The sequence below is a fragment of the Nocardioides sp. NPDC051685 genome (genome assembly GCF_044453405.1).
Taxonomy (GTDB): domain Bacteria; phylum Actinomycetota; class Actinomycetes; order Propionibacteriales; family Nocardioidaceae; genus Nocardioides.
In genome coordinates this window covers 353,447-377,131 of the sequence record NZ_JBITCR010000002.1, presented here as the reverse complement: position 1 = coordinate 377,131, position 23,685 = coordinate 353,447, and the positions used below count along the sequence as shown (strand labels likewise).

The following is a 23,685-nucleotide window of genomic DNA, read 5'->3' as shown; positions in this document are numbered from 1 at the left end:
CCTCAGGACGCGGACGATGATTCGGGGGAGGATCCGGGGGACGATCCGGGGGACGAGGAGTAGAGCGACTCCAGGACCGCCGCGTGCCGCTCGTTGACGACCTTCCGCTTGACCTTCAGCGTGGGCGTCAGCTCGCCGTTCTCGACGGAGAGCTCCTCGCTGAGGATCGCGAACCGCTTGATCTGTCCGACCCGCGCCTGCTTGGCGTTGGCCTCGTCCAGGTCCTTCTGGACGAGCTCGAGGACCTGCGGGTGGGTGGCCAGCTCGGCCAGCGTCGTCGGCAGGCCGTGCTCTGCGGCGTACGCGGTGATCTCGTCGGGATCCAACGTGATCAGCGCTACCGGATAGGGTCGCCGGTCGCCGTGCATCACCGCCTGGGAGATCCAGCGGGAGCGCTTCAGGTCGTTCTCGATGTTCGCCGGGCTCAGGTTCTTGCCGCCGGCAGTGATGATGATGTCCTTCTTGCGGCCGGTGATCGACAGGTAGCCGTCGGCGTCGAGCTCGCCGAGGTCACCGGTGTGGAGCCAGCCGTCGACCACGGTCTGGGCGGTCGCCTCGGGGTTGCCGTGGTAGCCGAGGAAGACGTTGTCGCCCCGGGCGCAGACCTCGCCGTCCTCGGCGATGCGGACCTCGACCCCGGGCAGCGGCTTGCCGACGGTCCCGAAGCGGGGCCGGCCGAGGGGAGTCGTCGAGATCGCCGCGCCCGACTCGGTCATGCCGTAGCCCTCGACCACCGGGATCCCGACGCCGTAGAAGAACTCGAGGATCTCCGGCGAGATGGGGGCCGCCCCGGTGAGGCAGTAGCGGACCCGGCCGCCGAGGACCCTGCGTACCCTCCTGAAGACCAGGCGGTCGGCGATCGCTGCCTGGACGGCCAGCAGCCCGTACGGCCTCCGCCCCTGCTCGCTGAGCCTGGCCGTGCGTCGGGCGACGCCCATGGCCCAGTCGAAGATCCTGGCCCGGGCGCCCCCGGCGTCGCTCGCACCGGTGGTGAGCTTGACGTAGATCTTCTCGAAGATCCTCGGCACCGATGGCAGGATGGTCGGCCGGACCTCGGCGAGCTCCTCGACCACCCGGGAGAGTTCGCCGCCGTAGTACGTCACGGTGGAGCCGACATCGGCGGACAGCATCTGGATGATGCGCGCGAACATGTGCGCCAGCGGCAGGAACAGATAGGCGAGGTCGTCCTCACGGATCAACCCGAGGGCGCGCGTCGAGCGGCACAGGGCGATCATGTTGCCGTGGCTGATCACGCAGCCCTTCGGCGGGCCGGTCGTGCCGGAGGTGTAGACGATCGACCAGGTGTCCTCGGGGCGTACGGACACGCGACGCCGCTCGAGCTCCACGCTGTGGTCCTCGCCCTCGGCCAGGAGGTCGGCGAGCCTCACCACGTCGTCGTCCTGTTCGGGCGCGTCGATCACCACGATGGAACGCAGCTCGGGGAGCCCGTCGCGGACCGCCGCGACCTTGGCGACCTGAGCGGCGTTCTCGCACACGATCATCCGGGCGCCGGAGTCACCGATCACCCAGGCGCAGTCCTCGGGGCTGCTCGTCGGGTAGATCGGCACCACGACGGCACCGATGCGGAGGAGCGCGAAGTCGACCAGCGTCCACTCGGGGCGGGTCTCGGAGAGGATGCAGACCCGGTCTCCGGGCTCGACGCCCCTGGTGATGAGTCCGCCGGCGAGGCGGGCGATCTCGGCGTCGAGCTGGCGGTAGGTGCGCTCGACCCAGCTGCCGTGCTGCTTGGACCGGATCGCGACCCGGTCGCCGTGGTGCGCCACGTCGGCCGCGATGTCGGTGATGGTGCGTGCGAGGTCGGTCATGGGTGTCGCCCCCCTGGTGAGGTCCGGTACGTGGTGAGGTCCCCGGGAGCCGCCGCGCGGCCCCCGGGGTAGGGGGTCAGGCCCAGTCGGCCAGCCGCTGCTCGAGGTCCTCGACGAGCCACGGCCCGTCGGTCTCGATGGTCTCCTCGATCGTCCAGCCCACGAGCCGCTGGATCGCGCCGCCCTGCACGGCCAGGACCTGGCCGCTCAGCGGGCACTTCTCCTGCGCCAGATAGGCGACGACCGGGGCGATGTTGGTCGGGCTGAAGGCGTCGAACTCGCCCTCGGGCACCTCCTGCGCGAACAGCGCGCCCATGCCGGGCGTGGCCAGCGTGAGGCGGGTCCGGGCGACGGGCGCGATCGCGTTGACGCGGACGCCGTACCGCTCCAGCTCCTGTGCCGCCACGAGGGTCATCGCCGCGATGCCGGCCTTCGCGGCGCCGTAGTTCGCCTGGCCCGAGTTGACGGCGAAGGTCCCCGACGCCGACGCGGTGTTGATCACCGAGGCGGCGACCTGCTCGCCTGCCTTCGACCTCTCCTTCCAGTACGCCGCGGCGTGGTGCAGCACCGCGAAGTGGCCCTTGAGGTGGACGTCGATGACCGAGTCGTACTGCGCCTCGGTGATGCCGGCCACGAACGCGTCGCGCAGGATGCCGGCGTTGTTCACGACGATGTCGAGACCGCCCAGCTTCTCGACAGCCTGGTCGACCAGCGCCTGGGCGCCGACCCAGGTGGCGATGTCATCGGTGTTGGCCACCGCTCTGCCACCCGCCGCCTTGATCTCGTCGGCGACCTCCTGGGCGGGGCCGGCGTCCGAGCCGGCTCCGTCGTTGGCGCCACCCAGGTCGTTGACGACCACGGCGGCACCCTCCTGAGCGAGCAGGAGCGCGTGCTCACGGCCGATGCCGCGTCCCGCTCCCGTCACGACCGCGACGCGGCCATCGAGGGATCCCACTCAGCTCACCAGCTCGTTCAGCTTCGCCAGCGACGCCTTGCACTCCTTGTCGGAGGCGCGCTCGATGGCGGCACCGATCGCGCCGACGACCATCTGACCGGTGAAGTCGGCCACGATCGACGCGGTCGAGGTGGTGTCGCTGACCGGCTCGACGGAGAGGTCGAAGGTGATCTGGGCGCCGGCGAGGCCCTTGCCCGAGATCTTCATGTTCGACGGGGCGTTGAACTCCTCGACGACCCAGTCGATCTTGTTGGACATGCCCATGATGGTGGCCTGCTCGGTGAACGTGCTGCCGACCGTCAGCTCCGTCGGGGGCTCGCCGTACCACTTGTCGTGGATGGTCAGCCACTTCTCGAAGCTGTTCAGGTCGGAGAACACCTTCCAGGTGTCCTCCTGGTTCGCGCCGATCTCCTGGGAGACGTCTACGTGTGCCATGGTGCTGCTCCTTCTGGGTTGGGTCGGTCAGCGGTTCGCCGGCCGGTACGCCGTGACGACGACCGATCCGCCGAGGCCGATGTTGTGCTGCAGCGCGACCCCGGACTTCAGGGCGGCGCTCTGGACCTGGCGCTTGTCGGCCGTGCCGCGCAGCTGCCAGGTCAGCTCGGCGCACTGCGCCAAACCGGTGGCTCCGAGGGGGTGTCCCTTGGAGATGAGGCCGCCGGAGGGGTTGACCACCCACCGGCCGCCGTACGTCGTGTCGTTGTCGTCGACGAGCTTGTGGGCCTCGCCCTCGGCGGCCAGGCCGAGCGCCTCGTAGGTCAGCAGCTCGTTGGGGGCGAAGCAGTCGTGCAGCTCGATGACGTCGACGTCGTCGGGCGTCAGCCCGGCCTGCTCGTACACCCGGCCGGCGGCCTCCTTGCTCATCCGGGCGCCGACGAGGCTGATCAGGCTCTTGTCCTCGAACGTGGAGGGCAGGTCGGTGACCAGCGACTGGCCCACGATCTCGACGGCCTGGTCGCCGAGCCCGTGGGCCTCGACGAACCGCTCGCTGGCCAGGATCGCCGCGCCGGAGCCGTCGGAGGTCGGCGAGCACTGGAGCCGGGTGAGGTCCGCCTCGGCGTAGACCATCTTCGCGTCCTTGATGTCCTGGAGCGAGTACTCGTCCTGGAACTGCGCGTAGGGGTTGTTCACAGAGTGGCGGTGGTTCTTCTCCGCGATCTTGGCGAAGTGCTCCGAGGTGGAGCCGTAGCGCTCGTTGTGCTCGAGCCCGGCGGCCCCGAACATCCACGGCGCCGGCGGGAAGGCGATCTCGCGCAGCTCGGCCATCGCCAGCATGTGCCGCATCATCGGCTGCTCGCGGTCCTCGTAGGTCGAGGCGAGCGAACCGGTCTGCATCTTCTCGAAACCCAGCGCCAGGGTGCACTCCGCGAGCCCGCCGCGGATCGCCTGGGCGGCCAGGAAGAGCGCGCTCGACCCCGTCGAGCAGTTGCTGTTGACGTTGAAGACCGGAACCCCGGTCAGGCCGAGGCCGTAGACGGCACGGTGACCGGCGCACGAGTCGCCGTAGCAGTAGCCGACGTACGCCTGCTGGATCCTGTCGTAGCCGACTCCCGCGTCCTCGAGCGCCTTCGTGCCGGCCTCGAGGGCCATGTCGGGGTAGTCGAAGCTCTCCCGGCTGCCCGGCTTCTCGAACTTCGTCATGCCGACGCCGATGACGAACACCTTGCCACTCATGCGTTGCTCCTGTTGCTCGTTGCGGGTGCGATCTCGGCGAGCCCGTCCCTGATGACGAAGTCGCCCTCGTCGGTGGTCGTCTCGAAGACGTACGTCCCGCCCGCGTCGGGCGACTCGGGGGTGACCTTCCACAGCTCGGTGGTGATGGTGTGCCTCGGCTGGGCCGGCGAGCTGAACCGGACCGCCAGGCGCGTCAGCCGGCTGGGGTCCTCGGGGCAGGCCGTCTCGATGACGGCGCGCGAGGTGAACGCCATCGTGCAGAGGCCGTGGATGATGATCCCCGGCAGGCCCATCGCCTTCGCGAAGTCGTCGTCGAGGTGGATCGGCATCAGGTCGCCGGAGGCCTCGGAGTATCGGAAGGTCTGGTCCTCGTCGAACTTCTGGACGACAACGGCGTCCGCCGGACGCTCGGTCTGCGTCGGGTCGATGCCGTGTGCGGGAGGCTCCTCGCCCCGACCGTCCTCGAGCACGCCGCCCCGGAAGAACCCGGTGAAGTACTGCTCGTTGACGAGCTCGCCGGCGGCGTCCCTCGTCTCGAGCAGCGTGGTGACCACGGCGCCGGAGGAACGGCCGTGGACGCCGACCACCTGGGCCCGGCAGGTCAGCTCGTCCCCGGCCACGATCGGGCGGTGGAAGCGCATGTCCTGCTCGCCGTGGAGGATGCGCATGATCAGCTCGTCGGGGACGGCGCTCATGGTGCGCTCGGCCATGATCGAGAAGACCGGCACGACCGCGTAGACCGGCGGGGCGTAGTCGCCCGCGGCATGGGGTCTCGCGTCGTCGTTGGTCGCGTTGGCGTACGCGATGGTGGCGTCCTGGGTGACGCTGAACGACACCGGCTCACTCCACTGCCCGATCACGTCGAAGTCGAAGTCTTCGCCTGCCTCAGCCATCACGGCTCCTTTGGTGTCAGTACGTCTCTTGCCTGGAAAAGACGCTAGGGAGGATGGCCGTGAGTTCTAATGACCGGAGTTCGCGAGAAGATTGACCGCGACGATCGAAGGAGTCCGATGACCCAGCGCACGATCCCGGTGAGGTTCCTGCGGGCCGCTGCGAGGACCGCTCGGCGTCGTGACGTCGACGCCCAGGAGTGGCTCGATCACCTCGGCATCGACCCGGAGCTGCTCTTCGACGACCGTGCGCGCATCACGCTCGAGCAGGCCACCGAGGTCGTCCAGGAGCTGTGGCGGCTCACCGGGGACGAGTGGGTCGGGCTGGGTGCCCGGCCCTCACCGTTCGGCACGTTCCGGATGGTCTGCCTCGGTCTGATGAGCGCCCCGGACCTGCGCGGCGTCATGGAGCGGGTCCGGGACTTCAGCCGGGTCCTGCCCGGGTTGCCGACCTTCGACGTCGAGGTGGGGGAGCGGACCACGCAGCTGACCCTGGACACCGAGAGCCTCGACGACCCCGACTACTTCGTCACCGACATCGCGCTCTCGGTCGGGCTGCGCTTCTTCAGCTGGCTGGCCGGGTCCCGCCTCCCCGTCGAGCAGGTCGCGCTGCCGTACGCACGTCCCGAGCGGGCCGAGGACTACGACCAGGTCTTCGGCCGGCGCATCGCCTTCGGCCAGGCCACCGCGAGCCTGCGCTTCAACAACGAGCTGCTCACGCTCCCGGTGATGCGCACCGAGGAAGAGCTGGAGGAGTGGCTCCGCAACGCCCCGGCGGACCTGCTGATGTACCGCGACTACGGAGCGACACCGGCCGACCAGGTGCGCCGGATCCTCGAGCGCGGTCTTCGGGGTCCGTGGCCCACGCCCGACGAGGTCGCCTCGCAGCTGGCGATGAGCACTCAGCACCTCAGGCGGATCCTGCGGGAGGACGGCACCTCGATGTCCGCCATCAAGGAGGAGCTGCTCCGCGACGCGGCGATCGCCAGCCTGGTGGCCGGCGAGGAGACCATCGCGGCCCTCTCGGAGCGGCTCGGCTTCTCCGAGCCCAGCGCGTTCCATCGCGCGTTCCGCCGGTGGACCGGCAGCGCGCCGGGCGCCTATCGCCCGAAGTCGGCACAGGACGCATCGAACGACTGACCCGGGCCCGTGCGGCCGTCGGCCCGTCGGCCCGAAGGTCAGCGCGCCGAGGCGCTCCTGCGGAACTGCGAGGGCGAGAGTCCGGTCCACCGCCGGAAGGCGTGGCTGAAGGCCGCGGCATCTGCGTACCCGAGCTCGACCCCGATCTGCTCCACGCTCAGCCGGCCCTCCGCGAGCAGGGCGTCGGCGCGAGCCCGGCGCACCTCGTCGGCCAGCGCGCGAAACGACGTGCCCTCGGCGGCCAGCTGCCGCCGCAGGGTGCGGGGCGCGGTGTGCAGCGCGGCCGCGACCTGCTCGAGGCGGGGTGGTCCCGGTGACCGCTCGAGGTGGGCGACCACCGCGCCGGCGACGTTGCTGCGGGGCGGACGCCGGTCCAGGTGCTGTGCGACGTCGATCATCGCCTCGACCAGGGCGTCCGGGTCGGCCTGCGGCGTGGGGGTGTCGAGGAACGCGTCGTCCATGAGCAGGCGCGTGGCGGAGGCGTCGTAGGTCGGGGTGGTCTGCAGCGCGTCGACGAGATCGTCGTGGGCCGCGTCGCGACCGAACTCGAGGTCGATGGTCAGGCCGGTGAGGGGCCCTCCGACGATCTCGCGCAGCGCGGTGGTGACGGCGATGACGTCCCGCTCCAGCAGCATGCGGCGTACGTCGGCCGGGATCCTGCCGGCGTCGAAGCGCAGCGCGGAGCGCTGGCCGACCTCCTCGAGCTCCGTGCGTGACAGCACGGCCAGCCGGTCGGGGAAGTAGCGCGCCAGCTGGAGCGCGTTGCGGGGCGTCGAGCAGGCCAGCGCCGCCAGTCCGGCGGCGCCGTAGCTGACCAGGTGCAGGCGCCGCCCGAGCGCGACCCCGAGCCCGGTGGTGTCGGGCAGCGCCCGGGCCAGGTTTCGGGCGACGGCGAGCTCCTGCCAGCCGGTCACCTCGTCGAGGGGCCGGCCGGCGTCGAGACCGGTCCCGGCCAGCGCGTCCGATGTCTCGATCCCGTGCTCGCGGGCGGCGGCGAGCAGGTGACGGACCCCGATGGCGGCGCGGGCGACCTCCCAATGGCTCACCTCCGAGACGGTAGGCCGCGTGGCCGATATCGACAAGAGAACGTCCTGGATCGCCATGGCTGCGCGGATGTGACGAACAGCACACTCACTCCTGAGCGGGTCCGCGAGAGGTCCCGCCGATCCCGAGGAGCTACCCCATGCGACGACCCCTCCTACGTACCGTTCTGCTGAGTCTCGCCGTCCTCGCCGCGGTCGGGCTGACCCCGACCACGAGCGCCGGCGCAAGCGCCACGAAGGCAGTGGCGACCGGTCCGGTCGTGTTCGACGCCCCCTCCGGCCCGGCCCTGAAGACGTCCACGGCCACCCTGTCCGCGGCGCTGTCCTGCTCCTCGGACCTGGCCACGTCGAGGAAGACCCCGATCCTGCTCGTGCCGGGCACGGTCATGACCGCGTGGGTGGCCTACAGCTGGGGCTACCAGAAGGTGCTGCGGGAGCAGGGCTACCCGGTCTGCACGGTGGCGCTGCCCGGCGGCGGCGTCCAGGACATGCAGGCCACCGTCGAGTACGTCGTCCACGCGGTGCGCTCGATGAGCGACACCAGCGGCAAGGAGATCTCCGTCCTGGGGCACAGCCAGGGCGGCCTCCTGCCGGCATGGGCGATCCGCTTCTGGCCGGACCTGGCGTCCCGGATCGACGACGTGGTCTCCCTCGACTCGCCGTACGGCGGGACCGAGCTGGTGGACCGGGTCTGCGGCCCCATCGACTGCCCCGCCCTGGCGTGGCAGGTCATGCCGGCCTCGGACTGGTCGCGTACGTTGCGGCGCTTCCCGATCCCGGCCGGCGTGTCCTACACCTCCATCGGGACCAGCAGGACCGACCTCGTCTTTCCGTCACCGGATGCGACCTGGCTGCCCGGCGCGAGCAACATGACCCTCCAGCAGGTGTGCCCGGGTCGCTACGTCGGCCACCTCGACATGCTGTCGGACGCCGCCGCGCACGCCCTGGCCATGGACGCGCTCACCCACGCCGGCACGGCCGAGGTGTCGCGGGTCGACACCGCCGTCTGCGACCGCACCGCGTTCGAGGGCGCCGACGCCGACAAGGGGAAGCTGCTCGTCGGCCTCCTGGCCGACCTGATCGACGCGCTGTTCGAGAACGAGGAGCTCTGGCTCACGGCCGAGCCGCCGATCCGCGAGTACGCCCTCGGCAAGCCCGGCGACACCAACCTCACGCTCGGCAGGCCCACCACGGTGAGCTCCGTGGAGTCCTGGACGACGCACGACGGTTCCAAGGCCGTCGACGGCAACCTCAGCACGCGCTGGTCCAGCAGCGCCTGGGACGCCCCGACCTGGATCCAGGTCGATCTGGGCACCACCAGGACGATCAACGGCATCCAGATCGCCTGGGAGGCGGCGTACGCGGAGGACTACCGCATCCAGGTGTGGGACGGGTCGACCTGGGCGACCAAGCTCCAGGTGACCGACAGCGGAGGCGACAACTCGGTCCTCGCCCTCGACGGCGTGCAGGCGCGCCACGTCCGGGTCCGCATGGACAGCGCTCCGTGCTGCTACGGCAACTACTCCATCTGGGAGCTGCAGATCGTCGGCAGCTGAGCAAGCGGCATCCGGGGCGCTCACAGGGAGCGGGAGATGATCTCCTTCATGATCTCGCTCGTGCCGCCGTAGATCTTCTGGATCCGCGCGTCGGCGTAGAGGCGGGCGATGGGGTACTCCTCCATGTAGCCGTAGCCGCCGAACAGCTGCAGGCACCGGTCGACGACGATGCACTGCTGCTCGGTGAGCCACCACTTGGCCATCGCCGCGGTCTCGATGTCGAGCTCGCCCAACAGGTGCTGCTGGATGCAGTCGTCCAGGAAGCTCTGGGCGACCCGGACCAGCGTCGCGCACTCGGCCAGGACGAACCTGCTGTTCTGGAATTGGAACACCGGCTTGCCGAACGCGGTGCGCTCCTTGGTGTACTCGATGGTCAGCTCGACCGCCTTCTCCATCGTCGCGACCGCGGCCACCGCGAGGATCAGGCGCTCCTGCGGCAGCTGTTGCATCAGGGAGATGAAGCCCATGCCCTCGGTCTCGCCGAGCAGGTTGGACCGCGGCACTCGGACGTCGTCGAAGGACAGCTCGCAGGTGTCCTGCCCGTGCTGGCCGATCTTCCTCAGGTTGCGGCCGCGGGCGAATCCCGGCCGGTCGGTCTCGACGATGATCAGCGAGAAGCCCATCGCCCCGGCGTCGGGGTCGGTCTGGCAGACGACGAGCACCACGTCCGCGTGGTGCCCGTTGGAGATGAAGGTCTTCGCGCCGTTGATGACGTACTCGTCGCCGTCCTTGACCGCCTTGGTCTTGATGGCCTGCAGGTCCGACCCGGTGCCGGGCTCGGTCATGGCGATCGCGCTGACCACCTCGCCGGTGGCCAGCCTCGGCAGCCAGGAGCGCTTCTGCTCCTCGGTGCCGTAGGCGTTGAAGTAGTGGGCGATGATCGCGTTCTGCAGCCCGATCCCGAGGCTGGGGGAGAGGGCGTGCACCTGCTGACGAGCCAGCACCGCCTCGTGGGCGAAGGTGCCACCGCCGCCGTCGTACTCCTCGGGGATGCTCAGGCAGAGCAGGCCCTGCTCACCGGCCTTGGTCCAGGCCTCGCGGTCGACGTACTGCTGCTCGGACCATCGCGCCTCGTGCGGCGCACACTCCTTTTCGAAGAACGTCCGCGCGGTGTCCGCGAGGGAATCGAGATCCATGTCCATCCAGGCGGATCGGTGCTTCGGCATCAGCGTCTCCAGTCAGTTCGGTTCGACATCTGGAACGCTAGAAGGGGTCTCGCCTCGCACCCATGACTGAGGCGAACAAGGTCTTTGACCTTCGCGACCACCCGCTCGTGGCGGCTCCCCAACGGAGCCGGAATCGGCGACACTCACGGCATGGACGTTGGCTTCCGCGAGATCGCCGGGGTACGCACCCGAGTGCTCTCGGTCCACGGCACGGGTACGCCGATCCTGCTGCTGCACGGATTCTCCGACCACGCGGCGGGATGGCGGGCACTGCTCCAGGAGCTGGAGGCGCGGGGGCACGCGGCGCTGGCCCTGGACCTGCCGGGCTTCGGGCGGGCGGACCGGATGCGGCCCGGACCGGTGCTGCCCCAGCTCGCCGATTTCGTCGAAGAGGCCGTACGCCGCGTCGCAGCCGAGCAGGGTCCGCCGCTGGTCGTGGGCAACTCCCTGGGCGGCGCGGCCGTCTGGGCCGCCGCCCAGCGGAGCAGGCTCCCGCTGGCCGGCATCGTGGCGATCGCGCCGGCGGGCTTCGGATTCACCCGGCGGGTCCGCCTCGGCCGCCGGATCCTCACCAGGACGCCCGCGGGGACGCCTGTTCCGCTCCTTCCCATGCCGGTCCTGCGGTTCCTGCTCGTGCGCGGCTATGCGCACGGAGCCGGCCCCGGCCGCCGGCTCGACCCCGCCGTGGCACGCGCGTGGATCGGGCAGTTCTCCCGGCGCGGTGACCTCCGGGACGCGGCCGGACTGGTGGCACGGGTCCTTCGCGAGATCGACGGCGTCGGGGAGCTGCCCGTCCCGGCGTACCCGGTGCGGATGGTGTGGGGGACCCGCGACCGGCTGGTGCGTCCGGACCGGCCGGTCCCCGGCACCGAGTCGATCCGGGTCGCGGGGTGGGGACACTGCCCGCAGCTCGAGCACCCCGAAGCGTTGGCGGACCTCGTGCTGGAGTTCGGGTCGCGACTCCCGGCTGCACAGCCGCGCCCGGCCTGACGCGCGTCACCGTCAACGATCCTGGCTGCCACGGTCATGGTGCTCCCGGCGGCCCCGCCGACAGACTCGAGTCGACGCCGGCCGGCGTCAACTCGAGCAGGGAGTGCTGATGGACATCACCGTCGAAGAGCTGACCGACACCCTCGGCGCCTTGGTGCCGCGCATGGGCGAGATGGGGATCACGATCACCCGGGCCGAACCGGGTCATGTGGTCGCCGAGGTCGGCATGGACGGAAACGCCAACCACCTCGGGACCATGTACGCCGGCACCCTGTTCGGCGTCGCGGAGGTGCTCGGCGGCGTGATCTGCGTCCCCAGCTTCGACCTCGCGCGCTTCTACCCGACCGTCAAGGCGCTGACGATCGACTTCCGGCGGCCGGCGACCACTGCCGTACGCGCCGAGGCCTCGTTGACCGAGGATGCCATCGAACGGATCCGCGACCTCGCCGAGGCGACCGGGAAGGCCGAGTTCGTCCTGGAAGCCGTGATCGCGGACACCGCCGGCGAGGTCGTCGCGACCACGACCGGCACCTACCAGCTACGAGCGACGGGATCGGGCCCGCGCCTGTAATGACGGTGGTCCAACGGACGTCCCCGGGACCACCGTTCTCGACCGAGTCGGAGCGACTCGATCAGCTCACGACTCAGATGTCGTAGTAGAGCTCGAACGCCTGAGCGATAAACGGTCGTTGCTGACTCATCATGAAACTGCTGGTCAGAGCCAATCTGTGCGTCGGTGGATGGTGGCGTCCGACGGGCGTCAAGGGGTTCTCCTGCGGAATATCTGCGGAATCGCCGTTGAGGCGTGAGCCTGACGCCGATGCGCGCGGTTCGGTCCTGCGGGCGGTGCCGTCGTAACTCCTGGTCTCTGTACCCGTGACTTGGAGTTTCGTCGTAGGTACTGCGACGCCGGCTCGGCGGTGTGGGTCGAGGCAGATGCGCCGACTCGGCGTTACGGGCGGCGTGCCTTGGGGCAGTTGTAGCAGTACAGTTTGCGCATGCATGCAAATAAGCAACCTCCGGTGTGGGGAGACGACGTCGTGACTCTTGCCGTCGAGGTGCTGCGGATGCTGGCCGATCCCACGCGTCTGCAGATGGCGGGGCTGCTGCTGGATGAGGAGCGGTCCGTCTCGGAGCTTGCTGCGATGTTGGACAAGCCGGTGCCGGGGGTCTCGCAGCATCTGGCGAAGATGCGGATGGCGCGGCTGGTGACCACGCGGAAGGAGGGGACCTCGGTGCTCTATCGCGTGGAGAACGGGCACGTGCGCCAGCTGGTCCTCGACACGATCGGTCACGTCGAGCATCTCCTCGACCAGGTCCCGGCTCATCACCGTTCCGGGGAGGAGTCGGCATGACCCATACGCTGCACGATCACCCACACGACCATGCCCACGACAGCCATGGACACGGCCACAGCCACGGTCACGACCACAGCCATGCGCACAATGGCTGGTGGGCCCGGGTCCGGCATGCGGTCTCCGACGTCTTCGGTGCGCACTCCCACGATGCCGCGGACCAGGTCGATGAGGCGCTGGAGGCGGACGTACGCGGCCGGCGGGCGCTGTGGATCAGCCTCGGTGTCCTTGCGCTGACGGCCACCCTCCAGACGGTCGTGGTGACCCTGACCGGGTCGGTGGCGCTGCTGGGGGACACCCTCCACAACGTGGCGGACGCGTTGACCGCGGTGCCGCTGCTCGTGGCGTTCTGGCTCTCCCGGCGGCCGGCCAACGACCGGTTCACCTACGGGTACGGCCGTGCCGAGGACCTCGCCGGCCTCTTCGTCGTCGCCATGATCGCCCTCTCCAGCATCCTGGCCGGCTGGGAGGCCATCGATCGGCTGGTCCATCCCCGCCCCGTCGAGCACGTCTGGGCAGTGGCGGTGGCCGGGGTGGTGGGGTTCTGCGGCAACGAGATCGTTGCGCGCTACCGGATCCGGGTCGGTCGCCAGATCGGCTCGGCGGCCCTGGTCGCCGACGGGCTGCACGCGCGTACGGACGGCTTCACGTCGCTGGCCGTGGTCCTCGGTGCCGGCGGGGTCGCGCTCGGGATGCCGTGGGCCGACCCGCTGATCGGGCTGCTGATCGCGGTCGCCATCCTCGGTGTGCTGCGCTCGGCGCTCAAGCAGGTCGGCGCCCGGCTGATGGACGCGGTCACCCCGGAGGACGTACGCCGGGCGAGGGAGGCGGTCGGCGCGGTGGACGGCGTGCTCGGGGTCCGCAGCCTGCGGTTGCGGTGGATCGGGCACACGCTCCACGCCGACGGCGACATCACCGTGTCCGCCGACCTCCCCGTCTCCGCCGGCCATGACATCGCCCATCACGCCGAGGAGCACCTCCTGCAGGCGCTGCCGCGCCTGACCAGTGTGGTCCTCCACATCAGCCCCGCCGGAGCGCACCCCTAGGCTCTGCTCCGATGAACATCTTCGAATTCGACGGCAAGAGTCCGCAGATCCATCCTGACGCCTGGGTGGCGCCGACCGCGACGCTGATCGGCGACGTACGCCTCGGCCCGAACGCCAGCATCTGGTACGGCGCCGTGCTCCGCGCCGATGTCGGGCCGATCGTCATCGGCGAAGGCTCCAACGTGCAGGACAACTCGGTGCTGCACGTACGCCCCGGTTCCTCCCTCGAGATGGGTCCGCACAGCACCATCGCCCACGGCTGCGTGGTGCACGGGGACCGGATCGGGACCGGGTCGCTGATCGGCAACGGAGCGGTGGTCTCCGACGCCGTCGTCATCGGTGACGGCTGCCTGATCGCGGCCGGCGCGATGGTGGTCGAGGGGACCGAGGTGCCCGACCGCAGCCTGGTGATGGGTGTGCCCGCCAAGATCCGCGGCACGGTCGAGCCCGGCACCAACGCAGCGGCGATCCTGGAGCTCAACGCGCCGGGCTACGTCGCCTTCATGAAAGAGCACAGTATGAAGCTCCACCGCGCGACCGTGCGCCCGGTCAAACCCTGACCCTGAGGTTGAGGGTTACTCCGCTCCGCAGGCCACGCAGTGCAGGGAGCCGACCCGGCGGTCGGCATCGCAGGTGGTGCACGGGGCGATGGTCTCGCGGCCGCAGCCCTCGCAGTGCTTGCCGCGGGTCGGGTAGCCGCAGTAGGGGCAGTCGCCCTTGCGTACGCGCATGGCCGGGATCCGCTTGGCCAGGAGCCGCTGGACGGCGACGAAGACGCCGACGGTCGCCGCTGCGCCGAACAGCGACAGGATGAGCGGGCCGAAGTCGGCGTACTCGAAGGTGTAGTGGAAGGCGAAGACGAGCGCCATGATCACCCCGGTCGCGGCGAGCGCGAAGCCGAGCGGGAGGAAGCGCGAGCCGCTGCGGCGCAGCCGGTAGAGGACCCAGAACCCGACCAGGCAGAGCAGGATGATGAAGCCGAGACGTACGCCGATCTGCATCGCCTCGTGGCCGGGGATCTTGCACGGAGTCTCGCCGTTGTTGCACTGGTCCCAGTCCAGGTAGAGCGGCCACCAGCCGGCCACCTTGACGTAGAACCAGACGGTGCCGACGAGCAGGAAGGCGGTCAGCGCGACCGCCAGGAACCGCTCGCTCCGGGTCGACTCGACCTCGTCGGCGGCTATCGGAGTCTTCATGGTGTGCTCCTGTGGGCTCGGGTGCGGGCGTGGAAGCCGACCTCGAGGCGGCAGTCGAGGGCGGCTGCCACCCGGAGGAGGGTGTCGATCTTGGGTGGGCGGGACCCGGACTCCAGCCGTGCGATCGCCGACTGGGTCGTGCCGCAGAGCTCGGCGAGCTCGCGCTGGGACAGGCCCCGCGCGACTCGGTGCTCGGTGACCTGCGCGGCGATCCCGGCGTAGAACGCGGCGTCCTCGTCGTCAGTGCTCACGAAATCGACGGTATCGCAGTCCTGCTATGGCTGTCGATAGCAGGACTGCTATCAAGACGGTGAGACGATTCGGGTGCGGGGTCGCGTACGGCCTAGGCTTGACGCTCGTGAAGACGTTCGACGAGCTCTGGGCCGAGCTGAGTGAGAAGGCCCGGACCCGACCTGAAGGATCCGGCACCGTGGCACAGCTCGACGCCGGGGTCCATGCGATCGGGAAGAAGCTGGTCGAGGAGGCCGCCGAGTCCTGGATGGCGGCCGAGTACGAGGGCAAGGAAGCGACCGCGGAGGAGATCTCCCAGCTGCTCTACCACGCCCAGGTGCTCATGCTCGCCAGCGGCATCTCGATCGACGACGTCTACTCACACCTTTAGGGATCACCCATGACTGACACATCCGCGGAGAGCATGCTCCGGATCGCCGTTCCCAACAAGGGGTCGCTGTCCGTCGCGGCCTCCGAGCTGCTGCGCGAGGCGGGCTACCGCCAGCGCGACGACTCCAAGCGCCTGACCCTCATCGACGAGGAGAACGGCGTCGAGTTCTTCTACCTGCGCCCGCGCGACATCGCGCTCTACGTCGGCGAAGGCACCCTCGACATCGGCATCACCGGCCGCGACCTGCTCCTCGACTCCGGCGCCAAGGCCGACGAGGTCATCGGGCTCGGCTTCGGCCGTTCGCGGTTCCACTTCGCCGGCCGCGCCGGCGCCTTCTCCGCGGTCGAGGAGCTGCGCGGCAAGCGGATCGCGACCTCCTACGTCGGTGTCGTCGCCGCCTTCCTGGAGCGCGAGGGGATCGACGCGAGCGTGACCCGCCTCGACGGCGCCGTGGAGACCTCGATCCAGCTCGGTGTCGCCGACGCGATCGCCGACGTGGTCGAGACCGGCTCCACGATGCGGCAGGCCGGCCTGGAGATCTTCGGCGAGCCGATCATGCACTCCGAGGCCGTGGTGATCACCCGCTCCGGCGCGCAGCTGCCGGCCGCGTACGAGACCTTCCGCCGCCGTCTCGACGGCGTCCTGATCGCGCGCAGCTACGTGATGATGGACTACGACATCCGCGCCGAAGACCTCGCCCAGGCCTCCGCGATGACGCCCGGGCTCGAGGGGCCGACGGTCAGCCCGCTGCACCGCGAGGGCTGGGTCGCGGTCCGCGCGATGGTGCCGCGCAAGGGTTCGCAGAAGCTGATGGACGACCTCTACGCCGTGGGCGCCCGCGCCATCCTGCTGACGGAGATCAATGCCTGCCGGATCTGAGCCCTCCGGAACCGAGCCTGATCGACCTGGGCTGCCGGTGAAGCTGCCGCACACCTGGCGCCCGATCGGGGCCAGCGTGATGGGCTGGTTCCTGGTGGCCGCGCTCGCGGTGATGTGCACGATGGTCTGGGTGGGGTTCACGCCCGAGATCAAGGCCCAGGTCACCCTCTTCGAACGGCTCACCTTCGGGGCCCTGGGTCTCGGGATCGTGGCCTGCGTGCACGCTCTGACCCGGTCGCGGGTCGTCGCCCGGGTGGACGGGCTGACCGTGGTCAACGGCTACAAGCGCCGCGATCTGGAGTGGGCCGAGGTGCTCGCGATCAACTTCCCGCGCGGCGCTCCCTGGCCCACCATCGACCTGGCTTCGGGCCACAACATCTCCGCCCTCGGTATCCAGGCCGCCGACGGGCTCTCGTCGCGGAAGGCCGTGCGCACGCTGCGTACGCTGGTCGAGGAACTGTCCTAGCAACGACCGTCCGGCCAATCGTTTACTACGGTTCGGGGAATCCTCGCGCGAACCGCTGATAGCGGCGGCCACCGCGCCTTAGCGTGGCCGCGTGATCTCCTGGACTCGTGGCTTCGCCGTCCTGGCGGCCGTGCTCACCCTGGTGGCGTCCGTGCCGGCCCAGGCCGCGCCCGTGCACCCGGTCGGCACCTGGGGCGCCTCGGCCGACGAGGTGGGCGGTGCCACCGGCGCCGCCGGGCTGGCCGACCGTTCGGTGCGCAACCTGGTGCACACCTCGCTGGGTGGTTCCGGCGTACGCATCACCCTCTCCAACGTCTTCGGTGACCGTCCGGCCACCTTCACCTCGGCCCACCTCGGCCTGGCCGGGGACGGAGCCGCGGTCGTGCGCGGCACGAACCGGCCGGTGACCTTCGCCGGTGCCGACGAGGTCACCGTCGCTCCCGGCACCGAGGTGCTCAGCGACCCCGTCGACGCGACCGTGCCGGCCGACACCACCCTCGCGGTCAGCTTCCACGTCGTCGGCGACAGCGGCCCGATCACCGGGCACGACGTGGCCCTGCAGACCTCCTACGTCTCCGGGACCCCCGGCGCGGACGTCGCCGGCGAGGAGTCGGGCGCGGCGTACACGACGGAGATCTCCAGCTGGTACTGGGTCGAGAGCGTCGTCATCGAGAAGCCGCGCCGGGTCCGGACCGCGGTGTTCTTCGGCGACTCGATCACCGACGGGAGCGGCTCCACCGTCGGCGCCAACCGGCGCTGGCCGGACGTACTGGCCGACCGGATCGCGAGCAGCCGGTTCGCCGGCCGGTTCGGCGTGATGAACGAGGGCATCTCCGCCAACCGCCTCCTCGCCGACGGGACCGGCGGCCAGCGCGGTCTGGACCGCTTCCGTCGCGACGTCCTCGACCAGCCCGGCGTCTCCACGGTCGTGCTGCTGGAGGGCATCAACGACATCCGCTGGGACCTCGCCGACGAGGCCTCCGACCTGATCGGCGCCTACCGCGAGCTGATCGCGCAGGCGCACGCCGAGGACGTCTGCGTCGTCGGCGCCACGCTGACGCCGTACGAGGGCGGCAGCCGCTACACCCCGGAGCGCGACCAGGTGCGGGCCGCGGTCAACGAGTGGATCCGCACCTCCGGCGAGTTCGACGGCACCGTCGACTTCGACGCCGCCACGCGTGACCCCGACCGGCCGGCGCGGTTCCTGCCTGCGTACGACTCCGGCGACCACCTCCACCCCGGCGACGCCGGCTATGCGGCGATGGCCGAGGCGTTCGATCTCTCGCTGCTGGAGTGCGACCGCTAGGCGGAGCCGATCAGAGCGCGGTGATGCCCCAGGTGACGTCGAGGCGCTCGCCGGGAGCGAGCGAGACCAGGTCGGTGCCGGAGTTGAAGGCGTCCGGGGGAGCGGTCATCGGCTCGACCGCGAGGCTGCCGCGCGCGGGCGACTGGTCGTCGGCGCTGTAGACCATCAGCCACGGGTGGCGCTCGTCTACCCAGAGCGCGACGCCGCCGTCAGGCCCCGCGAGGGTGACCGTCGCCCGGCCGTCCTCGCCACGGTCGAGATCGGTGAAGGCGTGGTCCAGGACGACGTCGCCGATGGGCTTGGCCGAGGTGAAGTCGTGGGCGGTCCCGGCGGTCGGCTCGCTCCCGGTCGGCAGCTTGCGCTCCGGGTCGGAGAGCAGGCGGGTCCGCGCCGGGAGGGTGAGGGTCCAGCCGTCGACCGGTCCCGCGCCGGCGGTCAGATAGGGGTGGGCGCCGGCCGCGTAGGGCGCGGGGGAGTCGGCGTGGTTGGTCGCCGACTGGGTCACGGTGAGCCCCTCGGGCCCGATCGCGTACGTCACCTCGAGGTCGAGCGTCCACGGATAGCCGCTCTGCGCCATCAGCCGGGTGGCCAGGGTGATCGAGTCCTTGGCCTCGTCGATGGGCAGCCACTGCGCCCACCGCAACAGCCCGTGGGAGGCGTTGTTGCGCGCGACCTCGGTGAGCCCGAGCTGGTGGCTCTTCCCGCCGAACTCGTAGCGGCCGTCGCGGATCCGGTTGGGCCACGGCGCCAGCAGCTGGCCCCTGCCGCCCTGGGACTGCTCGTCGTCGCCGAACCCGGCGATGAGGTCGCGGCCCTCGTAGGACAGCAGCCGCAGCGCCCCGCCACTCTCCGTCACCGTCGCGGAGTAGCCCCCGCCGTCGATCGTGAACTGCTCTCCACTCGGTCTCAGCACGCGCCCAGGCTATCCAGGTGCCCGCACGGTCCCGGTGGCCGGTCGGGTCAGCCTCGCGACGTACCGGATCCCTAGGCGCTCACGACCACGTCGGCGCGGGCCGCGGTGTCGTTCGCGGCGAAGTGCTCGGCCTCGGCCGCGGCCCACGCGTCCCAGTGTGGCGCGAAGGTGTCGCCGTCGCGGTCGAGGCCGCGCTGCTTGCGCAGCTCCTCCGGCGCGTCGACCCAGGCCAGGGCGGTGCGGAAGCCGTCGTACGCCGCAGCCCCGCTGCCCACCCCCTCGATCACCAGCAGCGGGCTCGGCGGGACCAGGACGGTCTCGGCGAACGTACCCCGGTGCCAGTCGTAGCGGCGGTAGGAGCCCGGGGCGCCCTCGACGAGGGGGAGCAGGACCGTCTCGAGCTGGGCGATGCCGGCGGCGAGGCCGTCCCAGCCGGCGTACAGGTCGTCCATGTGGAGCACCGGTGCCCGAGTCATCTCGGCCAGGGCGGTGGCCAGCGTCGTCTTCCCGGAGCCGGCGGGCCCGTCGACGCAGATCAGCCGGCCCGGGCCGAGGGTGGCCGGGCGGCTCATCGCGATCGTGAGGAGATCGGCGGCAGCGGGGGAGTCGGTCGAGGTCAGGAGATGCCGTACTTCTTCAAGATGTCGTTGACGTCGGCCATGTCGTCATCGTCGTCGTCGATCACCGGGCCCTTGGCGGTCTTCGGAGCCGCGACCGAGGCCGGTCCGGCAGCGCCGGCGGGTGCGGCGCCGGCCGCCTTCCGTGCCGCGCGGCTCGGCCGCTCCTTGGTGGGCAGGACCCGGGCCACGAAGATCAGCACGATCGCGAGCGCGGCGATGCCGAAACCGACCCATACGGTCGGGCTGAAGACGAGGCGCGCGGCCCAGTCGGCGATGGCGTCGACGATCCTGCCGCCGGCCCGCAGCAGCCCGGTGAGGTAGGCCGCCGGGGCGAGCATCGTCCATCCGAGCGCCTTCACGCCGGCGCCGAGACCGCGCCGTCGGAACGCGACCCACGTCCAGATCGCGCCCAGCACGGTGAGCGCGGCGGCTAGTGCGAGATAGGCGCCTTGGTCCATGTCTCCAGACTCCCACAGCGGCGGTGACTCGGCACCCGGACTGTCCCCGATATCGGCCCTGATCTTCGGCTGGGGCCCGGGCTGGGGTTCAATGGTGGCGATGAACGACAAGCGACTCCTCGGCTCGGCCTTTCCCGGCGACACCGGCGAGACCAGCCCCGAGGTCGTGTCCGTGATGAGGGCGTACGCCGCCGGCCGGGCCACGCACGGCGACGTGCTCAGCACGCTCGCCTCCGCCCGGGTGCTCGTCCCGGTCGTCGCGGTGCTGGGAGAGGTCGAGGTCGACGAGGCCGGCCTGGCCCACGACAAGACCTCCGACATGGCCACCGTGCTGCTCACCGGCGCCGACGGCCGGCAAGCGCTGCTCGGGTTCACCGGCACAGCGCCGCTGCAGGCGTGGCAGGCCGACGCCCGCCCGGTGCCGGTCTCGCTGCGCGACGCCGCCCAGGCCGCGGTCCACGACGGCGCGGACGCTCTGGTGCTCGATCTCGCCGGCCCGGTCCCGTTCGCGATCGAGGGCGACGACCTGCACAAGGTCGCCGAGGGCTGGCAGCTGGCGACCGTCGGGCCGCGTACGGCCTGGGTGCGCCCCTGACGATTGGGACAGCCGGGAATGTTGCAGTAGTGTTCCGTGTTGACCGATCAGCCGACGTACGCCGTCGGTTCGATCCAACAAGCGGAGATCACGACAGCGTTCTCCCACCCGCATCGACCGCACAGCAACAGAGGTCGTCGGGTCCGGTCCCGAAGACAGTGTTCCAGGAATTTCATGGGGCAGTGGACTCGGTGGTGCGAGCCCCTGTGGGGGTGAGCGACATGACTGGCTTCCGCTTGTGACAATCAAGCGGAAGCCTTTTTTGATTTCCGGACCGCCCGTGCACGCGGCCCGGAGACCGAGATCAGAGCCTCCGCAAGCCACAACAACTGGAGGACACATCAGCACTGAGCTTCGTATCAACGACCGGATCCGGGTTCCCGAGGTCCGCCTCGTTGGTCCCAACGGAGAGACGGTCGGTATCGTGCCGACCCCTGACGCGCTGCGCCTGGCCCAGGAGGCCGACCTCGACCTCGTCGAGATCGCCCCGCAGGGCAAGCCGCCGGTCTGCAAGCTCATGGACTACGGGAAGTTCAAGTACGAGAACGCCCAGAAGGCCCGTGAAGCCCGTCGAAACCAGACGAACGTGATCATCAAGGAGATGAAGCTTCGTCCGAAGATCGACAAGCACGACTACGAGACCAAGAAGGGTCACGTCGTGCGGTTCCTCAACGCCGGGGACAAGGTCAAGATCACGATCATGTTCCGTGGCCGTGAGCAGCACCGTCCCGAGCTCGGCTTCCGCCTGCTGCAGCAGCTGGCCGACGACGTCGCGGAGCTGGGCTTCGTCGAGTCCTCGCCGAAGCAGGACGGCCGCAACATGATCATGGTGCTCGGCCCTCACAAGAAGAAGGCCGACGCCAAGGTGGAGGCGAAGACGGCCAAGGAGGAGAAGGCCGCCGAGCGTGCCGCCGACGAGGCCGCCGAGAAGGCGGAGCGTACGGCCGCGAACGCCGCCCGTCCGACCTCGACCCCCAAGGTCAAGCGTCGCTCGGAGAACCTCGACCCCGACATCGACCTCTGACCGGTCGATCCACTGACTTCCGCCGCCGCGGCGCCCCGTGACCGGCCGGACGACGAGAGAAGGAAGAACTATGCCGAAGAACAAGACCCACTCCGGTTCCAAGAAGCGCTTCAAGGTGACCGGTTCCGGGAAGATCCAGCGCCTGCAGGCCGGCCGTAAGTCCGGCGCTGCGTTCGCCTCCGCGCCGACCACCGGCTCGCGCAAGAAGCACCGTCGCAACGCTGGTCTGGTGGAGCTCGCTCCCGCCGACGTCAAGCGCGCGAAGAAGCTGCTCGGTCGCTGAGCGATCACCCCGAAACTTTCCCTAGCATTCAAGGAGCACTGAAATGGCACGCGTCAAGCGCGCAGTGAACGCTGCGAAGAAGCGTCGCACCACCCTCGAGCGGGCCTCCGGTTACCGGGGCCAGCGCTCGCGCCTCTACCGCAAGGCGAAGGAGCAGGTCACCCACTCGCTGGTCTACTCCTACAACGACCGCCGCAAGAACAAGGGCAACTTCCGTCGCCTGTGGATCCAGCGGATCAACGCGGCCGCGCGCGCCGAGGGCATGACCTACAACCGCTTCATCCAGGGTCTCAACCTGGCCGGCATCGAGGTCGACCGCAAGATCCTCGCCGAGCTCGCCGTCAACGACGTGGCCGCGTTCAACGCGCTCGTCGCCCAGGCCAAGGCTGCGCTGCCGGAGGACGTCAACGCCCCGGCGAACGCCTGAGTCATATGACGACGCCTCTCTCCGCGGGCAACGCTCGCGTCAAGGAGGCTCGCAAGTTGAGCCGCCGCTCGGCCCGTGCCGAGCGGCGGCTCTTCGTTGCGGACGGGCCGAAGGCCGTCGAGGGCGCGCTCGGCGTGCCCGGGTGCGTCGAGGAGATCTTCGCGACGGAAGCAGGAGCCGAGACGTACGCCTCGCTGCTGGCCGATCAGCAGGTGACGCTCGTCGAGGACCGGGCCATGGCCGGGCTATCCGACTCGGTCACCCCGGCCGGTGTGGTGGCGCTGTGCCGGTTCCTGGACGTACCGCTCGCCGACATCGCCGGCCCGCTCGTGGTGATCTGTGCCGACGTACGCGATCCCGGCAACGCCGGCACCGTCATCCGCTGTGCCGACGCGGCGGGAGCGTCCGGAGTCGTCCTCGCCGGCGACTCGGTCGACCTCTACAACCCCAAGACCATCCGCGCCTCGGTCGGCTCCGCCTTCCACCTCCCGGTCGCCATCGAGCGTGACCCGCTGGTCGCGGTGAAGGCCGCGAAGGCTGCCGGGCTGACCGTCCTGGCCGCCGACATGCACGGCACCGCGGACCTGTTCGCCGCCGACGCGCTCCTGGCCCGGCCCACGGCCTGGCTCATGGGCAACGAGGCCTGGGGTCTCCCGGCGGAGCTGGCCGCCGAGGCCGACGAGATCGTGAGCATCCCGATCTTCGGCAGGGCCGAGTCGCTCAACCTCTCCACCGCCGCAGCGCTCTGCCTCTACGCGAGCGCCCGCGCCCAGCGCTGAACCCACCTATGGTGGAGCCGTGAGCGAGCGTGAGCGAGTGAACCAGACAGTCATCACGCGGCCGCGTCCGTATCATGGCGCTCGCGCTACGGGGGCGGCCGCGTGAGTGACCCCGTGATGGACTATCTCGCCGGCGTCGAGCCGGCGAAGCGGGTATTGATCGAGCACTACTACGACCTGGTGCTCGAGCTGTTCCCCGAGGCTGTGCCCGGCACGAAGTACGCGATGGCGTGCTACACGCTCCGTGGCAAAGGGCTGATCTCGGTGATGGCGACCAGGGCCGGCCTGTCGGTGATCCCGTTCAGCGGAAGCCTGAATGCCCAGGTCGCCGGCGACTTCGAGGTCTCCGAGGGCGGGGGCTCGCTCTACTGCACCGTCGAGCGTCCGCTGCCCGACGACGTCTTCGCCGAGCTCGTCCGGCTGCGGGCGGCGCAGATCGCTTGACCTTCATCTCACCTGAAGGCCGATGGTTGCGG

The 23,685-nt window shown here is 70.2% G+C and carries 29 protein-coding genes; 17 read left to right on the top strand and 12 right to left on the bottom strand.

The genetic code is table 11. The annotated features are described in order from the left end of the window. Positions 1-2: 2 nt before the first annotated feature. The 5 genes from ACIA03_RS06915 to ACIA03_RS06895 all read right to left on the bottom strand — a co-directional run bounded on the left by ACIA03_RS06915 (position 3) and on the right by ACIA03_RS06895 (position 5,348). A complete protein-coding gene (locus ACIA03_RS06915; RefSeq protein ID WP_396980582.1) occupies positions 3-1,826 on the bottom strand; it encodes an AMP-dependent synthetase/ligase in 1,824 nt (607 codons plus the stop codon). Between the two features lie 76 nt (positions 1,827-1,902). Continuing rightward, on the bottom strand, positions 1,903-2,781 hold the full coding sequence (locus tag ACIA03_RS06910) for an SDR family oxidoreductase (protein ID WP_396980580.1): 879 nt from the start codon (positions 2,779-2,781) through the stop codon (positions 1,903-1,905). Next, positions 2,782-3,216: an SRPBCC family protein gene (locus ACIA03_RS06905; protein WP_396980578.1), complete on the bottom strand. Its 435-nt coding sequence runs from the start codon at positions 3,214-3,216 to the stop codon at positions 2,782-2,784. It abuts the gene before it with no gap. A gap of 27 nt (positions 3,217-3,243) precedes the next feature. Next, the gene (locus ACIA03_RS06900) at positions 3,244-4,455 is read right to left on the bottom strand and encodes a lipid-transfer protein (RefSeq protein ID WP_396980576.1); all 1,212 of its coding nucleotides are present in this window, start codon (positions 4,453-4,455) and stop codon (positions 3,244-3,246) included. Continuing rightward, positions 4,452-5,348, bottom strand: coding sequence for a MaoC/PaaZ C-terminal domain-containing protein (locus ACIA03_RS06895; RefSeq protein ID WP_396980574.1), 897 nt, complete (start codon positions 5,346-5,348; stop codon positions 4,452-4,454). Before ACIA03_RS06895 ends, ACIA03_RS06900 begins: the two co-directional genes overlap by 4 nt. A 117-nt stretch (positions 5,349-5,465) precedes the next feature. Here ACIA03_RS06895 and ACIA03_RS06890 point away from each other — a divergent pair, with 117 nt between their 5' ends. Then, positions 5,466-6,485 (top strand): AraC family transcriptional regulator, encoded by a 1,020-nt coding sequence (locus ACIA03_RS06890; RefSeq protein WP_396980572.1) that lies wholly within the window; start codon positions 5,466-5,468, stop codon positions 6,483-6,485. Between the two features lie 38 nt (positions 6,486-6,523). On the opposite strand, the gene ACIA03_RS06885 is transcribed toward ACIA03_RS06890, so the two are convergent. Then, on the bottom strand, positions 6,524-7,531 hold the full coding sequence (locus ACIA03_RS06885; protein WP_396980570.1) for an AraC family transcriptional regulator ligand-binding domain-containing protein: 1,008 nt from the start codon (positions 7,529-7,531) through the stop codon (positions 6,524-6,526). Positions 7,532-7,668: 137 nt separating this feature from the next. Between ACIA03_RS06885 and ACIA03_RS06880 the strand changes: the two genes are divergently transcribed. Beyond that, positions 7,669-9,084, top strand: a complete 1,416-nt coding sequence (locus ACIA03_RS06880) for a discoidin domain-containing protein (RefSeq protein ID WP_396980568.1) — start codon at positions 7,669-7,671, stop codon at positions 9,082-9,084. A 20-nt stretch (positions 9,085-9,104) separates the two neighbouring features. Here the strand turns inward: ACIA03_RS06880 and ACIA03_RS06875 are convergent, their stop codons facing one another. Further along, positions 9,105-10,250: an acyl-CoA dehydrogenase family protein gene (locus tag ACIA03_RS06875; RefSeq protein ID WP_396980566.1), complete on the bottom strand. Its 1,146-nt coding sequence runs from the start codon at positions 10,248-10,250 to the stop codon at positions 9,105-9,107. A gap of 150 nt (positions 10,251-10,400) precedes the next feature. Here ACIA03_RS06875 and ACIA03_RS06870 point away from each other — a divergent pair, with 150 nt between their 5' ends. The 5 genes from ACIA03_RS06870 (at position 10,401) to ACIA03_RS06850 (ending at position 14,201) form a co-directional block, all read left to right on the top strand. Continuing rightward, a complete protein-coding gene (locus tag ACIA03_RS06870; protein WP_396980564.1) occupies positions 10,401-11,240 on the top strand; it encodes an alpha/beta fold hydrolase in 840 nt (279 codons plus the stop codon). 109 nt (positions 11,241-11,349) lie between these two features. Continuing rightward, the gene (locus ACIA03_RS06865) at positions 11,350-11,811 is read left to right on the top strand and encodes a PaaI family thioesterase (RefSeq protein WP_396980562.1); all 462 of its coding nucleotides are present in this window, start codon (positions 11,350-11,352) and stop codon (positions 11,809-11,811) included. A gap of 427 nt (positions 11,812-12,238) precedes the next feature. Then, positions 12,239-12,595, top strand: coding sequence for an ArsR/SmtB family transcription factor (locus tag ACIA03_RS06860; RefSeq protein ID WP_396980560.1), 357 nt, complete (start codon positions 12,239-12,241; stop codon positions 12,593-12,595). Beyond that, entirely contained in the window at positions 12,592-13,641 is a 1,050-nt protein-coding gene (locus tag ACIA03_RS06855) for a cation diffusion facilitator family transporter (RefSeq protein WP_396980558.1), read from the top strand. Before ACIA03_RS06860 ends, ACIA03_RS06855 begins: the two co-directional genes overlap by 4 nt. An 11-nt stretch (positions 13,642-13,652) precedes the next feature. After that, positions 13,653-14,201: a gamma carbonic anhydrase family protein gene (locus ACIA03_RS06850; RefSeq protein ID WP_396980556.1), complete on the top strand. Its 549-nt coding sequence runs from the start codon at positions 13,653-13,655 to the stop codon at positions 14,199-14,201. A 15-nt stretch (positions 14,202-14,216) separates the two neighbouring features. On the opposite strand, the gene ACIA03_RS06845 is transcribed toward ACIA03_RS06850, so the two are convergent. Both ACIA03_RS06845 and ACIA03_RS06840 read right to left on the bottom strand, forming a co-directional pair. Continuing rightward, the gene (locus ACIA03_RS06845) at positions 14,217-14,837 is read right to left on the bottom strand and encodes a hypothetical protein (protein ID WP_396980554.1); all 621 of its coding nucleotides are present in this window, start codon (positions 14,835-14,837) and stop codon (positions 14,217-14,219) included. After that, a complete protein-coding gene (locus ACIA03_RS06840) occupies positions 14,834-15,088 on the bottom strand; it encodes a helix-turn-helix domain-containing protein (RefSeq protein WP_396980552.1) in 255 nt (84 codons plus the stop codon). The genes ACIA03_RS06845 and ACIA03_RS06840 overlap by 4 nt, the downstream gene beginning before the upstream one ends. A 107-nt stretch (positions 15,089-15,195) precedes the next feature. Here ACIA03_RS06840 and ACIA03_RS06835 point away from each other — a divergent pair, with 107 nt between their 5' ends. From ACIA03_RS06835 to ACIA03_RS06820, 4 genes are all read left to right on the top strand, one after another. After that, positions 15,196-15,459, top strand: coding sequence for a phosphoribosyl-ATP diphosphatase (locus tag ACIA03_RS06835; protein ID WP_008359350.1), 264 nt, complete (start codon positions 15,196-15,198; stop codon positions 15,457-15,459). Between the two features lie 33 nt (positions 15,460-15,492). Then, positions 15,493-16,338 carry an ATP phosphoribosyltransferase gene (gene hisG / locus ACIA03_RS06830; protein WP_396981781.1) on the top strand — a complete coding sequence of 282 codons (846 nt, stop codon included), beginning with the start codon at positions 15,493-15,495 and terminating at the stop codon, positions 16,336-16,338. Continuing rightward, positions 16,322-16,804 (top strand): PH domain-containing protein, encoded by a 483-nt coding sequence (locus tag ACIA03_RS06825; protein ID WP_396980549.1) that lies wholly within the window; start codon positions 16,322-16,324, stop codon positions 16,802-16,804. Before hisG ends, ACIA03_RS06825 begins: the two co-directional genes overlap by 17 nt. A gap of 91 nt (positions 16,805-16,895) precedes the next feature. After that, complete coding sequence (locus tag ACIA03_RS06820) at positions 16,896-18,110, top strand: SGNH/GDSL hydrolase family protein (RefSeq protein WP_396980547.1); 1,215 nt, start codon at positions 16,896-16,898, stop codon at positions 18,108-18,110. Between the two features lie 10 nt (positions 18,111-18,120). On the opposite strand, the gene ACIA03_RS06815 is transcribed toward ACIA03_RS06820, so the two are convergent. The 3 genes from ACIA03_RS06815 to ACIA03_RS06805 all read right to left on the bottom strand — a co-directional run bounded on the left by ACIA03_RS06815 (position 18,121) and on the right by ACIA03_RS06805 (position 20,101). Then, positions 18,121-19,023 carry an aldose 1-epimerase family protein gene (locus ACIA03_RS06815; protein WP_396980545.1) on the bottom strand — a complete coding sequence of 301 codons (903 nt, stop codon included), beginning with the start codon at positions 19,021-19,023 and terminating at the stop codon, positions 18,121-18,123. Positions 19,024-19,094: 71 nt separating this feature from the next. Further along, positions 19,095-19,595 carry a uridine kinase gene (locus tag ACIA03_RS06810; RefSeq protein WP_396980543.1) on the bottom strand — a complete coding sequence of 167 codons (501 nt, stop codon included), beginning with the start codon at positions 19,593-19,595 and terminating at the stop codon, positions 19,095-19,097. A 44-nt stretch (positions 19,596-19,639) separates the two neighbouring features. Beyond that, positions 19,640-20,101 (bottom strand): hypothetical protein, encoded by a 462-nt coding sequence (locus tag ACIA03_RS06805; RefSeq protein WP_396980541.1) that lies wholly within the window; start codon positions 20,099-20,101, stop codon positions 19,640-19,642. Positions 20,102-20,201: 100 nt separating this feature from the next. Here ACIA03_RS06805 and ACIA03_RS06800 point away from each other — a divergent pair, with 100 nt between their 5' ends. From ACIA03_RS06800 to ACIA03_RS06775, 6 genes are all read left to right on the top strand, one after another. Next, positions 20,202-20,696 carry an SseB family protein gene (locus tag ACIA03_RS06800; RefSeq protein ID WP_396980539.1) on the top strand — a complete coding sequence of 165 codons (495 nt, stop codon included), beginning with the start codon at positions 20,202-20,204 and terminating at the stop codon, positions 20,694-20,696. 280 nt (positions 20,697-20,976) lie between these two features. Beyond that, the gene (infC, locus tag ACIA03_RS06795) at positions 20,977-21,720 is read left to right on the top strand and encodes a translation initiation factor IF-3 (protein WP_396980537.1); all 744 of its coding nucleotides are present in this window, start codon (positions 20,977-20,979) and stop codon (positions 21,718-21,720) included. 70 nt (positions 21,721-21,790) lie between these two features. Next, positions 21,791-22,003, top strand: coding sequence for a 50S ribosomal protein L35 (locus ACIA03_RS06790; RefSeq protein WP_008359371.1), 213 nt, complete (start codon positions 21,791-21,793; stop codon positions 22,001-22,003). A 43-nt stretch (positions 22,004-22,046) separates the two neighbouring features. After that, positions 22,047-22,430 (top strand): 50S ribosomal protein L20, encoded by a 384-nt coding sequence (gene rplT / locus ACIA03_RS06785; protein WP_045550240.1) that lies wholly within the window; start codon positions 22,047-22,049, stop codon positions 22,428-22,430. A 5-nt stretch (positions 22,431-22,435) separates the two neighbouring features. Continuing rightward, the gene (locus ACIA03_RS06780; RefSeq protein ID WP_396980534.1) at positions 22,436-23,209 is read left to right on the top strand and encodes a TrmH family RNA methyltransferase; all 774 of its coding nucleotides are present in this window, start codon (positions 22,436-22,438) and stop codon (positions 23,207-23,209) included. 102 nt (positions 23,210-23,311) lie between these two features. Continuing rightward, the gene (locus ACIA03_RS06775; RefSeq protein ID WP_396980532.1) at positions 23,312-23,653 is read left to right on the top strand and encodes an iron chaperone; all 342 of its coding nucleotides are present in this window, start codon (positions 23,312-23,314) and stop codon (positions 23,651-23,653) included. Positions 23,654-23,685: the final 32 nt, after the last annotated feature.